Source organism: Adlercreutzia sp. ZJ176 (assembly GCF_011038975.1).
GTDB lineage: Bacteria > Actinomycetota > Coriobacteriia > Coriobacteriales > Eggerthellaceae > CAAEEV01.
The window spans coordinates 1-15,334 of sequence record NZ_JAAKEC010000029.1; the positions used below are offsets into that span (position 1 = coordinate 1).

The window sequence follows — 15,334 nt, forward strand, 5'->3', positions numbered from 1 at the left end:
CGCTGAACGTGACCTCCTCGCCGCCCTGGAGGCCGGCAACCTCGCCGGGTGCGGTCAGGGGCTGGCCGTTGTACTCGCGGGAGGCGCTCTCGGTGGTCACCTTGAGCGGGGCCCTGGTGATGGTCACCTTCACATCTTTGCTGAGAGCTATTAAGCCGGTAACCTTGTCCGTAGCGACAACGGTCACCTCTAGCGTCCCAGCATTCTTAATGGTGGTACCTTGGCCATCCTTTTCAACGACCGAGATATTGAACTGATCAGTCAAGTCAACATCGGCACCGGAATGCTTTATCTTGACGGTTACATTTGACCGATCGTATTCGTGATCAGCAGCATCATATGTGTATTCCTGATCATCTGCTTCGATCTTGAGCCAGATTGCGTAAAGCTTGTTGCTCGCAACCTCCGTATCGTTAACATAAATCGGATTGCCGGCCGCAAAATACGTGCCCTCGCCATCAGGCGCTGTATTCCAACCCGCAAAGGTATAGCCATCAGGCGCTGTAAAGTCAACGCTTTCGAGAGACTTCACCGAAGCTTGTTCTATATTAATAATGTTATCGGTGTACGTCTCGTCCGTACCATTATTGGCATCATAGGTGAGCGTCGCTGCAATATTCTGCGGACCAAACTTTGCGTAAAGCTTCACTACGCCATTTTGGGCAGTTTCCATGCTAATGCGATCGCCAGCATAGAGAGCTTCACCGCTACCATCGCTGTTCTCGGTCCAATACAAGAACTTCTCATTGTCTTTTTTTAAGCTCGAGCCGTCGCGCACGATTGCATTAGCTGAACCACGGTAGCTGTTGGGATCCTCAATACTAGACTCGGTGTTCTTGTCCAACATATACTGGACCGTGATCTCGCCTTTCGGGATCCAATGGGCATAGTAGGTGCGACCCTCTTTGACGGGGCTTTCGGAATTAAACACGATGCCGTCCGAAGTCTGCCAACCTCCAAAGTAGTAGCCTTCCTTTACTGGCGATTGAGGAGCGGTTGCTTTCTCTCCGTACTCAACCTTCTGAGAAGACAGCGTGCTCTCTCCATTAACGAACTCGACGGTATATGTCTCCGCCTTCCATTTCACATACACGGCCACGTTCTCGTTCGGCATCGTGGTGCTAAAGTCAAACGGAGTAGTGAGGCCGGGGTCTGCGCACCAGCAGTCAAAGGTCTTGCCTTCGGGAGGATTACTGGGTCTGTAACTCGCGAAGCCGCTCAGCGGCGTGGTGTATTTGACGTCCGTGACCTCTTCTAAGGGGGTACCCGTGTCATAGTATTTAAACGAGTACTTCTTGAGGAGGGAAGCGATGCTTACCGAACCAAAATCCTCTAACCTTAGACCCTCATATGCGTTATCTTTGTTATCCCACCAATCTCTAGTGAGCTTTCCTTCATTTTGCTCAGCGCCGCGTGCATACTTAAACAACTCATAGCCTTCATATTTTTCTTGAACAGTAAGAGTGTCGGAAGACATTCTTACTGTCTGAGCCAAGACAAATGAGCCATTGTATTGCTCGTTATAGTACAGGATGCTGTTCGAGTTCGAACTCGGTGTTCTATTGTAGGCAAAAGTGTAAGAATGATCCTTGTGCTTATCCTGCTCAGACTCCTTATACCCAGCAGTATAGAGGTCGAAGCTGGTTAACAGTACCGCACCGTCATTACTGCCTTGTTGCTTCCAGAAACAAGAAGAGTCCCACGCACCCTCGGGCAGGGGCGCACCGAATAGGCCCGTATAGGAACGGGTCACTGATTCGTAGCATCCATCAACATGCGAATGCACCTCTTTGCCGCAGGTATGCTCCCATTCACAACCCCGATGCTCATGCGCTTCTTTGCCGCAGGCATAGCACCCATCTTCATGTTCGTGTGGCTTTACGTTGCAGCCTAAAATCTTACATACAATGCCATGCGTATGCTCCTCTTTGCTACAGATGAGACCGCAATTCTGTGCATTATGCCTATGCGTTTCTTTGCCGCAGGTATACCCCCATTCACAACCCCGATGCTCATGCGCTTCTTTACCGCATTTAAGCTGTCTGCCGCCCTTGAAATTCACCGTCACCTTAACGCGATCGTATTTCACATTAACGATGGTGCTTCCGTCAGCTTTCACCTCTACACTCGAATCGGATTTAATCTCGTTAAGCTTAAACCCTGTCGGCGCGCTCTTCTGTTGTACGTATTGACTTGCATCGAGAGTGCTGCCAGTTTGAGCAGTACCACTGAGAGAGTCCCAGTAGTCATAAGTTTTTTGATCATCGGCAGCATTTACGTCGTCAGTCAGGCGCTGCTTCCAGTAGATAACAAGAACATTTGCCTGGTCTGGCGTCCACTGGGCCCTAAGCGCTACGTCTTCGGTGAGTTCCGCATTCCAGCTGAAAGCCTCGTTGGTTTCGCTATTGATCCAGCCATCGAACTTATATCCAGGCTTTGTAGGATCAGCGGGCTGCACGGGCCTCCCACCAGAAAGCACAAATTGTGATTCGACGGGGCTGCCGCCATCAACGTCATAAGTAATCCAGTGGGCATTCTTCACCACTGCATAAAGGTTTATGTCGGACTCACCGCATTTAATCTCGCCAAAGAGATCGTACTCTGCATTACTCGCACCTTTTACAGTTGAAAAGCCGACGACAGCCTGACCTGCTGGCACATCAATCTGCGGATCTGCATAAGGAACCGTGGCGTTAACCTCGCCTTCCTGCGTATCGACAATCACTTCCTTTTCGGTTGTGACGCCATCGACCTCCTCGTTGATAATCTGAATAAAGTTGATCTTCACGATCTGAGCTATATCAGCATCAACTCTCACTTCTTTGACGTTGTTAACGTTGTCCTGGAGCGTCCCATTTAAACCATTGAACATCTCTTCGGTCGTCACGCCAAAGCCATCAAACGACTCTTCGCCGACTTTCCAGCCTTTAAATTTCTCGTTAGGGTTAAGTTGCACGGATGGCTGGTACAGCATATCGCCCACACGAACAAACTGCTTGTTGATTTCCGTATCACCCTTGTAGAAGGCGTAGGAAACATACTTATTTTCAGTCGAGCCCGCCACTACATAAATAGTAAAGTGGTCTACGTCAAAGCTCTGCACATCAGGATCAGCCTGGCGCGCGCCGATAGTTTCTACGTTCGCGGCGTCATCGGAAACGCGATAAACACCTATCTGGCTACCTTGAAGATCAGCGTCAAAGAAGCAGACGTTCACGGCACCGTCAGGCTGGATGACGTTGCCGTCCTTGTCGAGCAGCGTTACGTCGATAGCTACGGCGTCCTGGAGCTCCTTGTCCTGCGTCTCCACCTTATTACTCACGGCGTCAATCACGTCCTGACGCTCAACGCGGCTCGCCTGCACGGTGGTGCCCTCGGGGAGGATGCCCTCGCCAGCGGTCACCTTGACAATCACGTCGTCCACGTAGGCCCAGTCCTCGAAAGCGGGGCTGCTCACGTCAGCATGGACGGTGACGGTTTCTTCGTCGGCCGCGGTTGCATCGGCGGTTGCTTCCGCATCGGTGGATTCGGATTCTTTATCCTCAGGAGCTTCCGCATCCTCTTCGGTTGCAGCAGGCTGGTCGGTCGCAGACTCAGTTCCCTCGGCCTCGGCAGCCGAATCCTGCTCCTCCGTGGAATACTCGGAGTCGCCCGTCAGGGCGTCGGTCACGGAGGGAGTGGGCTCGGCCAGCTCGGCGAGCTCGGTCTCAACCGTCACCTCGAGGGTGTTGTTGACGTACTCGGCAGCGATGGTGTACGTGCCGTCCTGGGTGGTGACGGGCACGTTCGCAGCTGCGGAGTTCTTGGCCTTGACGCTGACGACCTCATAGCCGTTCTCGGCAATCGCCTTGAACACAAGGTCGGCAGAGTCGGACACCTTGAGCGTCACGACATCGGGGCCGGTGAGCTTCTGACCGCGCACTTCGACATAAGCGTTGGTCAAGTTGAAGGTGACCTCCGCTTCGCCGATTCTCACCCCTTCGCTGTTCTCCACGACGGCCTGCCCCATCTGGGGCTCGCCCGTAGTGCCAGCGTTCGCGTCAGCCTCGGCGAACGCAAACACGTTCGTCATGCTCAGCACGAGCACAACCGACAAGAACACGGAGAGGACCTTGCCCTCAAGCGTTCCCCTTGCATCGATGATCCGCTCAAACATCTCTACCACCCAGCTTCATCTTCGCGGCTTGCCGCAAGACGCGCGCGTTTGCGACCGCGCGCTTGCGGTTTCCATCACACGCCTGCGCTCATGACGAGGGGGTATCAAACGTTTATCCCCGCATGAGCTTTACCAACACTAAACATGCGTGTATACAGGTGTTTTCACCCACACAACAGATTATTACAGGGGGGTGACAAAAGCAAATCGTTCGATACGAGATTCTAGGAGTTGGCACAAAGACTGCCTCAAACGTCCAAAGAAGCGGACCGTGCTATTCTGAGTCATAGCTGAGTCGGGACTGAAATCTTCCATAAACGTGTTAATATTTCAACAATATAAAATATTTGAATTAGAGTGGAATATTAAGGGCACTGATGAATAGTACCTCTCACAGCATACAAAGCATTCTGCGGCGCGCCGTAGATGGATCGGCGATCGTCGATTGCGCAAACGACGAAGTACCGCTCAGCCCCTTTCTTTCCGGAAGCTTCAACCTATATAGAGGGAACGCCCTCGGCTCTAGTGTGCTATTCGCCGAAAGCACTTCCGATGCGGAAGAGCCTCTCAAGCGCCTCGATGCGCTCGAGAGAGCCGTCGGTGAGCCTGTGACGATCTTTCTTCCTTCCGCGACAGCATCCCAAAAGCGTTCGCTCATGACAATGAGACGGGGGTTTCTGACAGAGCGGGGTGATATGTACCTTCCGCAACTCGCCGTCGCGCTCAAAGCAGCCGCAACGAGAAAGCCGGCGGTCAGAGCCTTCACACCAGCTCAACAGCAGGCATTTCTCTATTGCCTCTTGGAAAGCGAACCCCTCTCGCAAGAAGGGTTGCGGGAGCTGGTGGGAATATCGGCTGCAGGGGCTTCGAGGGCGCTTTCATCCCTTTCCGAGGCAGGCCTCATCGATTACGAGGTCGGCGGAAAGACGAAGCGCAAAAGGGAGTACTTCGTTCCGGACAGGGCAGAGCTCTTCCGCAAGGGAAAAAAGCTCTTCGGAGACCCGGTCAAGTCGATCGAAACCGGCATTCGCGCGATGGAGGACCATGCGCTGGCCAGCGGTCTGTCGGCTTTGGCTCTGAGAAGCGAGCTCGTGCCGCCGTCGAACATGGTCGTTGCAACTGGTCCCAACGTCAAGCCAGATGAGAGCCTTGATGTCGGCTATCTTGAGGAATCATGCGTCGTCCAGCGACTCTCGTACGATCCAACCCCTTTTGCTGAGCGCGGAATGGTCGACCCCTTCACCATGTTCATGACCATCGGCGAGAAAGACGAGCGGATTTCGATCGCCCTCAGAGAGGCGCTAAGGGGGTATCCATGGTACAGGGATTAGATGTTTTCCGAGAGTGGTTCGAGGAGTATCCGACCCGGTATGTGGTGATAGGCGGCACGGCATGCAACCTCATCCTGGCGCAGTATGGCGCACCAGAGAGAGCCACCCACGACATTGACATGGTCATAGTGGCCGAATCCTTCGACGATGCGTTTTACAGGCGGTTCGTCTCTTTCATTAGGCAAGGCGGCTATCAAAACAAAGGCAAGGCCGACAAATACGTGCTGTACCGCTTCGAGAAGCCGAGCAACAAGAGCTTCCCTCCCAAGATCGAGCTGCTCAGCAAGCGGCCCGACCACCTTGAGGGCATCGAGACCGACCTTGGGAGGTTCCAAAACATCGATGCGACCGGCAGCCTATCTGCCATCTTGCTTGATGACGAGTATTACGACCTCCTGGATCGCGGCACAGAGATCGTGGAGGGCATCCCGGTGCTCGGCCTTCACTATCTCCCGGTTTTCAAGATTCATGCATGGGCGAACCTCCGTGATGCCAGAGCCGCGGGCAAATCCGTGCATAGCGACGAGATAAACAAGCACCGAAGAGACGTGCTGCGTCTGTGCGCGCTGTTCGCGCCAGGGACAAAGATAACGGTGCCCTCGAGCGTCGTCTCCGAAGTGAGGCGCTTTACGAGAGAGCGACCTTGGGACGACAACATGATGAGGAACCTGGGGCTCAGAATCAGCGCTGATGAAATGGCCGATTTGATCGAGTCTTCATACGTAAGCGCTGACGAGCAGCTTGTGGAGAACGGGGCTTTCTGAGAAACTGTCCTACGAGGAGCCTCGCCCATACCCCCGCTCGAGTCGTCTGTCGCTCGCGGGTTTGCGGGTTTGGGCCGATCGTCGCTCGCGGGCCCGCGGGTTCGCACCGCTCGTCGCTCACGGGGCCCGCACCATCCGTCGTTCGCGTTCGCGTCGCGCGCCTTATTCGATCCGTTTGATGACGCGCGCGGGGGTACCCGCGACGACGGTGCGCGCCGGCACGTCTTTCGTGACCACCGCGCCCGCGGCAACGACCGCGCCGTCTCCGATGGTGACGCCGGGCAGGATGATGGCCCCCGACCCGACCCAGACGTCGTTGCCCAGCCTGACGGGCTGGGGCACCATGCCGCCGCGTCGCGCGGGGTCCATGTGGTGATTGAGCGTGGCCATCACGACGTTGTGCCCTATGAGGCAGCCGTCGCCCAGGTAGATGCCGCCCTGGTCCTGGAACTTGCAGCCGCTGTTGACGAACACATTCCTCCCGAGGAAGATGTTCTTGCCGCAGTCCGCGTTGAACGGCGGGAACAGGGCGAAGCCGTCTGGCACGGGCCTGCCGGTCAGCTCCGCCATGAGCGCCGCAATCTCGTCGGGCGCATGGTAGGTGCTGTTGATGTCCATGCAGATGCGGATGGCCTCCTGGCTTATGTCGTGCATCATGAGATGCATCTCGCTGCCGGCCTCCACCGCCTCGCCTGCCAGAAGGCGCTCCAAGTATTCGGTGCGCTCCATGTCCTGCCTCCTCTTGCACAACCATTAATTCAGACAAGATTAGCCAGAGATCCTTCGCATATCAATGTTGCATTTTATATAGACTCCCATACTGCATTGATATACTGAGTGCAGTTGCAGACGGAATCTCAAGGAGCCCTTGATGGACATACGCACGATGCAGTACTTCCTGGCCGTCGCCCGCGAGGGGAGCATCACGAAGGCGGCCGAGGCCCTCCACATGACCCAGCCCCCGCTCTCGCGCCAGATGATCGAGCTCGAGGCCGAGCTGGGGGTCGCGCTGCTCGACCGCAGCGGCAAGCGCGTCGCGCTCACCGAGGACGGGCGCGCGTTCCGCGAGCGGGCCCAGGAGGTGGTGGACCTCATGGAGTCCATACGGTGTGACATGGCCGCCGGCTCGGAGGCCGTCACGGGCGAGGTGCGCATCGCATGCGGCGAAACCGACGCGGTCGCGTTCCTCGCGCGCGCCGCCGAGCAGCTTCGCCGCGACCACCCCTCCGTCACGTACCGCCTGCTCAGCGGAGACGGCGACTTCGTCATGGAGAAGCTGGAGCGCAATGCCGCCGACCTGGGCCTTCTCGTCGTGTCGAGCGTCGACAGCGGCAGGTTCGGCTTCCTGCGGGTTCCCGCCAAGGACACCTGGGGCGTCTTGATGAGGGAAGGCGACGAGCTGGCCCGCAAGGAGCGCATCGAGCGCGCGGATCTGATCGGGCGGCCCCTGCTCCTCCCGTATCGCGCCGCCATGGGCAGCGACCTCATGTCGTGGTTCGAGCCGGACAGGGACGAAATCGACGTCGTCGCCACCTACGACCTCGCCTACAACGCCTCCCGGTTCGCCCGGGAGGGCTTCGGGTACGCGGTCGCCCTCGCCGGCATCGTCGACGTGACCGCGGGAAGCGGGCTGGCGTTTCGCCCCCTCGCCCCGCGCCTCGAGGCCGACCTGTTCCTCGTGTGGAAACGCGACCAGCGCCTGTCGCGCGCGGCGAAGGCGTTCCTCGACAGAGTGACGGAGCTCGCGCAAGGCTGACCGGGCCTGGGACTGGCCGAGCCGCTCCTCCGGGCCGTTCTTCCAGCCAGCTCTTCCGGCCAGCCCTTCCAACCACCGCCGAGACACCACCCAGCAGGTATGATCTTCCCCTCTCATACCAAATACGCATAGGTTGCCATGCCACATGGGCATTTTACTTTCGACGCGGCGAACGGTAGCCTATAGCTTGAACAAGAGTACGAGAAAGGGCGTTTCGTGGGCAATCCGATCAACCCGAGCAATCCGAGCAACCCGATCATTCCGATCATTCCTCAATCCAAGATGGGCTTCGGCTGCATGAGGCTGCCGCTGCTCGACGAGAGCGACCAGACGAGCATCGACATCGAGCAGTTCAAGCAGATGGTGGACGCCTTCATGGAGACGGGCCACACCTACTTCGACACCGCGTTCGTCTACCACGACGGCGCGTCCGAGACCGCCATCGGGGAAGCGCTCGTCGCGCGCTACCCGCGCGAGTCGTTCACGCTCGCCACCAAATGCCTCGCGTGGGCCATGCCCGACGCCGCGTCGGCTAAGAGCTGCCTCGACACCTCGCTCGAACGCATGGGAACCGACTACGTCGACTACTACCTGCTGCACAACGTCGGCGACAAGCGAACGGCCAAGTTCGACGCGTACGGCATGTGGGAGTGGGCACAGGAGCAGAAGGCGGCGGGAAAGATCCGCTTCGTCGGCTTCTCCATGCACGACGACGCCGCGCGCCTGGACGAGCTGCTCACGGCGCACCCGGAGATGGACTTCGTGCAGCTGCAGGTGAACTACCTCGACTGGGACGACCCGCACAACGAAGCGCGGCGGCTCATGGAAGTGGCCGCGAAGCACGGCAAGCCCGTCACCATCATGGAGCCCGCGCGCGGCGGGCGGCTGTGCAACCTGCCCCAGGCCGCTGCGGACATCCTCGCCGCCTGCAATCCGCGCGCCTCGCAGGCGGAGTGGGCGTACCGCTTCTGCTGGAACCTGCCGAACGTGCTGGCCGTGCTCTCGGGCGCGTCCACGATCGAGCAGATGAGGGAGAACGTCGCAAGCTACGCGGCGAATGCGCCGTTCACGCCCGCGGAAGAGACGGCTTTGGGCGAGGCGATCGGCGTGCTGCGCTCGCTCGCGGGCGTTCCCTGCACGGCCTGCAACTACTGCATGAAGGGCTGCCCCTCGCATGTCCAGATCCCCCAGGTCATGGAGCTTTTGAACCTGGAGGCGATGACCGGCGACCACGCCTTCGTCAAGGACCTCTACAGCTGGCAGACCGCCGAGGGAAGGGCCGGCGCGTGCGTCAAGTGCGGCAAATGCGAGGCCATGTGCCCCCAGCATATCGACATCATCCGCCAGCTCGAGCGCGCCGTCGAGCTGTACGAGTAGCGCCCGAAGCCAGGCGAAGCGGCGAAGGGGCACGGCGTCGCCGGCGCCCGGGGCGCGAAGTCGCGCCCCTTCGCCGCTGTTCACCACCTCCTCCCGCGCACCTCTGCTCGCTATTTGTCACCCCTCCCCCCTAACCTCCCGCAGAATCAAGCGGCACGCTCGTCACAATCCGCTTATACTGGGAATGCTGCGCTTTCGCATCCCATGAGGCGCAGGTCGCCATCGCGCCACCGGCGCACGTGGCTTATCGAAAGAGGAGGGGGCATACGTGAGCACGCTGAGGCAGATCCTGCGCCGATACGTGGTCGCCCTCTCCCTCGTCTCCATCATCGTCTTGCTGGGCGCCACCATCTGCCTCCAGATCGGAAACGAGCAGAAGCACGCCTACGACATCGCCACGCAGACCCTCTCCCAGATCGAGCAGGTTCTCAACGACAACGACCGCGCGATCGCCGAGGCGCACGAGGAGTACCACCGGGAGTGCCTGAACAACGCCTCCGTCATCGCGCGCGTCATCGAAGGCGACCCCGGCGTCATCAGCAGCGTTGACAGCATGAAGGAGCTCGCGCTCATCTCCGGCGTCGACGAGATCCACATCTTCGACGAGACCGGGCGCATCTTCGCCGGCACGCACCCGCAGTACTACGGCTACACGTTCGACTCCGGCGAGCAGATGAGCTTCTTCAAGCCGATGCTCGAGGACAAGTCGCTGCAGCTCGTCCAGGAGATCACCCCGAACACCGCCGAAGGCAAGATGATGCAGTACTCTGCCATCTGGAGCCGCAACGGCGACGTCATCGTGGAAGTGGGCATGGAGCCGACCAGGGTCATGAAGGCCACGGAGGAAAACGAGCTCTCCTACCTCTTCTCCCTGTTCCGCGTGAACCCCGAGGCCAGCTACTTCGCCATCGACGCCAGGAGCGGCCGGATCATCGGCTCGACGAACGAGAGCGACGTCGGGCATACGGCGAACGACGTGGGCCTGAGCATCGACGACATCGAGAGCAAGCCAGACGGCTTCTCCGCCACCGTCAACGGACGCCAGTCGTTCTGCGTGTTCCAGCAGGTCGATGACGTCTACCTCGGCCGCACCGTGTCGAACGCCGACCTGTACCACCGCATCCCCGAAGCCGCTCTTCTGCTCTTCCTCTGCCTCGCGCTCGTCGTGGGCGTCCTGTCGGCCGCCATCTCGTTCTGCATAAACCGGTTCGTGGTCGGGAAGATCAACGACGTCAACCGGGAGCTCGGCCACATCACCCAAGGCAACCTCAACGAGACGGTTGACGTGCGCGGCAGCCGCGAGTTCTCCGAGCTCAGCGACCACCTCAACGTCATGATCAAGGCGATCTTGAGAAACAGCGAGAAGATGTCGTACGTCCTCGCCAAGACGAACCTGCTCATCGGGGTGTACGAGCACAACGAGGCCACCGGCCAGGTCGTATGCTCCGAGTACCTGCCCGAGGTCCTCAACCTCACCGACGCGCAGCTGACCGAGCTCGCGGCCGACTTCAACCGGTTCGAGCAGTTCATCGACGGCATCCGCGCGAACCCCGTGCCCGGCGAGGAGAGCATCTTCCTCCTGCCCGGCGAAGGCGATAAGCGCCCTGGCAAGTACCTGAAGATCGGGGAGACCGTCGAGCACAGCAGCGTGTTCGGCGTGGTGATCGACGTCACCGAGACCGTCATGCGCCGCAAGCAGATCGAACGCGAGCGAGACCGCGACCCCCTGACCGGGCTGTACAACCGCCGCGGCCTCGACAGCAAGCTCGCCGCCCTGTTCCAGGCCCCTGGGGAGCTCGGATTCAGCGCCTTCGCCATGATCGACGCCGACGACCTGAAGATGGTGAACGACACCTACGGGCACGACAAGGGCGACATCTACCTCAGGCGCGTCTCGGAGATCATCAAGGACTTCGGCCCGCACCGCAGCGTCGTGGCGCGGCAAAGCGGCGACGAGTTCGTCCTGTTCCTCTACGGCTACGAGAGCAAGGGCGAGCTGCTCGGCACGCTGGAGGAGCTCGCCGGCATGCAGGACCGCACGCACGCGCAGCTCGACGACGCGCTCGAGATTCCGCTGCGGTTCTCGCTCGGGTACAGCCTGACGCGGAGGGACGCGGACTACCGCGAAGCCATCAAGAGGGCCGACCGCCTCATGTACGCGAACAAGCGCGAGCGCAAGGGCGACTACCTGTAGGGAGCTCTCACCCACCCGCGCGGGCTCTGGGAAGCGCGAGGAGAAGCCCCCGAACGAAGCGCGGAGCGAAGCGCGCGGCTGCCCGCGCAGGCTCTGGTGATTGTGCGAAGCGCCGCGAAGGGCGCGCGGGCGCGGTATGATGGTCTTCGCTTGAGCTCGAATTCAAGGAGACTTACGTGAACCACACCGACGAGAACGCACCCGCAACGCCCGCGCCCCGTGACGTGCCCCATGAGGGCGACGGGGCGCCCGCTCCGCACACGCCCGCCCCACACACGCCCGTCCCGCACGCGAGCGCGACCGAAGCCGCTGCGCACAGCGAGCAGCCGCGCCTTGACGCCTTCATCTTCGACCTCGACGGAACGCTGCTGCACACGCTGCCCGACCTCGTGGTCATCACGAACCGCGCGCTGCGCGACGCGGGCTACCCCGAGCGCACCGAGGCCGAGATCCTCAGCTACGTGGGCAACGGCGTGCGCGCCCTCATGTACCAGGCCGTGCCCGAAGGCACGGGCGCCGAGGCGGCCGAGGCGGCCATGGCGCGCTGGAAGGAGCTCTTCCCCACCTACGACAACGACCTCACGCACCCGTATCCCCATGTCGAGGAGATGATCGACGGGCTGCGGGCGCGCGGATGCAAGCTCGGCGTGCTGTCGAACAAGTTCGACGAGGGCGTTCACCAGGTGATGGGCAAGTGCCTCCCCGGCCGCTTCGACGTCGCGCACGGCGAATGCAACGAGATTCCCCGCAAGCCGAACCCCACGGGCCTCCTGCGCACCATCGCCGAGCTGGGATCCACGCCCGCGCGCACGGCGTACGTCGGCGACTCGCCGGGCGACGTGCGCACAGCGCGCAACGCGGGGGCCTACGCCGTGGGCGTGACGTGGGGCTACCATGCCGTCGAGGACTTCGCTGCCGAAGGCGCCGAACCCGACCTCATGGTCAGCGACCCGCTTGAGCTCGTCGCGCTTGCGGGGAGGGCGCGTGGCGAAGGGGGCGCGTGATGACGGCCTTTGGGCAAGCTTCGTCCGGACGCGCCTCACGTCGGCGCACCGTCGCGTCATGGGCGCTTGTCATCGTGTGGGCGAGCTTCATCTTCTTCATGTCGGCGCACACGGGAAGCGACTTCGACCAGGGAACTGACCTGATCGCGCAGGTAAAGCAGTGGTTGAACGGCATTCAGGCGGCGCTGTTCGGGCCCGACGTCGACGTCATCTCCTCGATCGCGCACTTCTGCGAGTACGCCGTCTTCGGCGCGCTTCTGCAGAACGCGCTGCGGCTGAACATCGATGCGCGACGCGCCGTGGCTATCGCCGTCATCTGCGCGAGCCTGTACGGCGTCACCGACGAGATCCACCAGATCTTCGTGCCGGGACGCGCCTGCGACCCTATCGACTGGATCGTCGACACGCTCGGCGCGACGCTCGGCGCGTGCGCATGGTGGCTGATAGGGAAGCGCCGCGAAGCCTAGCGCTGCGCGCTGCGGTTTGCCTTCTCCTTGCGCTCAGACGCCCGGTCGAAGCAGCGGCGCTGGTAGTAGGAGCTGTCAAGGGAGCTGTGCGGCGGCGTGAGCAGCTCGATGACGCTCACGTCAAGCGCGTCGGCGATCTTCCTCAGATAGGAGAGCTTCAGGTTCGACTCACCGCGCTCCACCTTGTAGACCGTCGGGCGCGTAATGCCTGCGACCTGGGCAAACGTGGCAATGTCCATATGGGCGAGCTTCCGGAGCCGCTCGACGTTGTAGCCCAGCACAAACGCCTCTTCCAACCCGAGCGAAGCGTGCTCGGGCAGCGGGGTGTGGGGTGTGTTCAGGAGCTTAGTTGGCATGCCAGAAAGCCTAATCTGCCGTGCATATCATGATGCAAACCGTCATTTACAAATAGCCAAAACGCCTTAAAAGTTCCGCTCGCGTAAAGCCCCCGAAACCAAGCCTGCCCGAAGAAACCAGTCCCCGCGCGCGAGCGCCGCGAGTGCCTCAAGCGCCTCAAGCGCCGCAGGCAAGGCGAGCACCGCAGGCGCCGCAGGCAAGGCGAACGAAGGTGAGCGAGACACATGCGGGGAAGAACAATAAAGATGGGGCTGTTTTGCGAAACACGTTTCGCAAAACAGCCCCAAAGAAACAAGCGGTCCTGCAGCAGGCAGCACCGAGACGCCAAGACGCCGAAGCTCCGAAGCGCCGAGACGCCGAGACGCCAAAGCGCTGAGGCGCCGAAGCGCCAGCGCGTCAATACGCTAACACACCAGCGTGCCAGCACGCCAGCGCGCTAGCGCTACGCCGTCGCGTACCCGTCAGGGTTCGTCGACTGCCAGCGCCAGCTGTCGGCGCACATGCGCTCCAGGTCGTATTCCGCAACCCAGCCGAGTTCCTCGCGCGCCTTGTCGCACGCCGCGTAGTTCTCCGCGATGTCACCCGCGCGGCGCGGCTTGACCTCGTAGGGAACCTCGTGCCCGCACGCCTTCTCGAACGCGCGGATGACGTCCAGCACGCTCGAGCCCGTGCCGGTGCCCAGGTTGAAGATTCCCACGCCGCGGCGCGAGCCGTCCTCAGCCGCCTCGCCGGCGATCGAGCCGATGCCGATGGCCTCGCCCGTGCCGACTTTGCCGCCCATCCAATCAAGCGCCGCCACGTGCCCGCGCGCGAGGTCGACCACGTGGATGTAGTCGCGCACGCCCGTGCCGTCCGGCGTCGGGTAGTCGTCGCCAAACACGCCGACCTTCTCCAGCTTCCCAACCGCCACCTGCGCGACGTAAGGCAGCAGATTGTTGGGAATCCCCTTGGGATCCTCGCCGATCATGCCGCTCTCGTGCGCGCCGATCGGGTTGAAGTAGCGCAGCAGCACGATGTTCCACTCGTTGTCACCCACGTAGAGGTCCGTGAGGATCCGCTCGAGCATGCTCTTCGTCTGCCCGTAGGGGTTCGTCGCCTCATGCTTGGGGCACGCCTCGGTGATCGGGATGAACTCCGGCTCGCCGTACACCGTCGCGCTCGACGAGAACACGATGTTCTTGACGCCGTGGGCGCGCGCCACGTCAGCGAGGACCAGCGTGCCGGCAATGTTGTTCCAGTAGTACTCGAGCGGCTTCACCACCGACTCGCCCACGGCCTTGAAGCCGGCGAAGTGGATGATGACGTCAACGTCATGCTGCCCGAAGATCTTCTCGAGCGCGTCACGGTCGAGAATGGACGCCTGGTAGAACGTCAGTCGCTCGGAGTCTGCGTCGATGCCCGCGATGGCCCGCACGCGGTCGACGGCAACCTCGCTCGAGTTGCTCAAGTCGTCGACGATGACTACGCGGTACCCGCGCGTCAGAAGCTCCACGACCGTGTGGCTGCCGATGAACCCGGCGCCGCCCGTGACGAGAACCGTCGTATCAGCTGCGGCCTTAGCAAGACCCTTGTTCGCCATGCTGCTCTCCTTCTCCTACCTTCCGAGCGCCCCGCGCACAAGACGCGCGCAAAGCGGAAAACTGACTAGCGCAACATGATACCAGCATTCGAAACCGCCCCAAAATGTTTCACGTGAAACACGCGCGAGCCCCTGCTCTTTCCCCCGGGCTGTCTTGCGAAGCGCGTTTCGCAAAACAGCACCGTAGAAGCAAGAGGGGGCCCCGCAGGGCCCCCGCAAAAAAGAAAGCACCCCTCATGAGCGGAACTCCCTGGCCTCCCGCAGCCTGGCGCTGCAGTACTCTCGGCGACGCGGGGCTTAACTTCCGAGTTCGGAATGGGATCGGGTGATCCCCCGCTCCATGGTTCCG

At 60.7% G+C, this 15,334-nt stretch carries 11 protein-coding genes and 1 rRNA gene; 7 read left to right on the forward strand and 5 right to left on the reverse strand.

Translation table 11 applies throughout. The annotated features are described in order from the left end of the window. Positions 1-4,156 (reverse strand): InlB B-repeat-containing protein (locus tag G7Y50_RS11435; protein WP_165056711.1); only part of this gene is annotated, 4,156 nt, incomplete at its 3' end. A 377-nt stretch (positions 4,157-4,533) separates the two neighbouring features. Between G7Y50_RS11435 and G7Y50_RS11440 the strand changes: the two genes are divergently transcribed. Next, positions 4,534-5,487: a hypothetical protein gene (locus tag G7Y50_RS11440; RefSeq protein WP_165056712.1), complete on the forward strand. Its 954-nt coding sequence runs from the start codon at positions 4,534-4,536 to the stop codon at positions 5,485-5,487. After that, a complete protein-coding gene (locus G7Y50_RS11445) occupies positions 5,472-6,251 on the forward strand; it encodes a hypothetical protein (protein WP_165056713.1) in 780 nt (259 codons plus the stop codon). Before G7Y50_RS11440 ends, G7Y50_RS11445 begins: the two co-directional genes overlap by 16 nt. A 162-nt stretch (positions 6,252-6,413) precedes the next feature. Here G7Y50_RS11445 and G7Y50_RS12225 read toward each other — a convergent pair whose 3' ends face one another. Continuing rightward, positions 6,414-6,980 carry a DapH/DapD/GlmU-related protein gene (locus tag G7Y50_RS12225; RefSeq protein WP_165056714.1) on the reverse strand — a complete coding sequence of 189 codons (567 nt, stop codon included), beginning with the start codon at positions 6,978-6,980 and terminating at the stop codon, positions 6,414-6,416. 142 nt (positions 6,981-7,122) lie between these two features. On the opposite strand from G7Y50_RS12225, the gene G7Y50_RS11455 reads away from it, so the two are divergent. The 5 genes from G7Y50_RS11455 (at position 7,123) to G7Y50_RS11475 (ending at position 13,049) form a co-directional block, all read left to right on the forward strand. Beyond that, positions 7,123-8,007, forward strand: coding sequence for a LysR family transcriptional regulator (locus G7Y50_RS11455; RefSeq protein WP_165056715.1), 885 nt, complete (start codon positions 7,123-7,125; stop codon positions 8,005-8,007). A 216-nt stretch (positions 8,008-8,223) separates the two neighbouring features. After that, a complete protein-coding gene (locus tag G7Y50_RS11460) occupies positions 8,224-9,384 on the forward strand; it encodes an aldo/keto reductase (RefSeq protein ID WP_241156644.1) in 1,161 nt (386 codons plus the stop codon). Between the two features lie 268 nt (positions 9,385-9,652). Further along, positions 9,653-11,578, forward strand: coding sequence for a diguanylate cyclase domain-containing protein (locus tag G7Y50_RS11465; RefSeq protein WP_165056716.1), 1,926 nt, complete (start codon positions 9,653-9,655; stop codon positions 11,576-11,578). A gap of 176 nt (positions 11,579-11,754) precedes the next feature. After that, positions 11,755-12,582, forward strand: coding sequence for an HAD family hydrolase (locus tag G7Y50_RS11470; RefSeq protein ID WP_241156645.1), 828 nt, complete (start codon positions 11,755-11,757; stop codon positions 12,580-12,582). Beyond that, positions 12,582-13,049: a VanZ family protein gene (locus G7Y50_RS11475; RefSeq protein WP_165056717.1), complete on the forward strand. Its 468-nt coding sequence runs from the start codon at positions 12,582-12,584 to the stop codon at positions 13,047-13,049. Before G7Y50_RS11470 ends, G7Y50_RS11475 begins: the two co-directional genes overlap by 1 nt. On the opposite strand, the gene G7Y50_RS11480 is transcribed toward G7Y50_RS11475, so the two are convergent. The 3 genes from G7Y50_RS11480 to rrf all read right to left on the reverse strand — a co-directional run. Then, a complete protein-coding gene (locus G7Y50_RS11480; protein ID WP_165056718.1) occupies positions 13,046-13,405 on the reverse strand; it encodes a helix-turn-helix domain-containing protein in 360 nt (119 codons plus the stop codon). The genes G7Y50_RS11475 and G7Y50_RS11480 overlap by 4 nt on opposite strands. A 443-nt stretch (positions 13,406-13,848) precedes the next feature. Further along, the gene (gene galE / locus G7Y50_RS11485; RefSeq protein ID WP_165056719.1) at positions 13,849-14,985 is read right to left on the reverse strand and encodes a UDP-glucose 4-epimerase GalE; all 1,137 of its coding nucleotides are present in this window, start codon (positions 14,983-14,985) and stop codon (positions 13,849-13,851) included. Between the two features lie 237 nt (positions 14,986-15,222). Continuing rightward, positions 15,223-15,334, reverse strand: a 5S ribosomal RNA gene (rrf, locus tag G7Y50_RS11490); the annotation flags it as partial.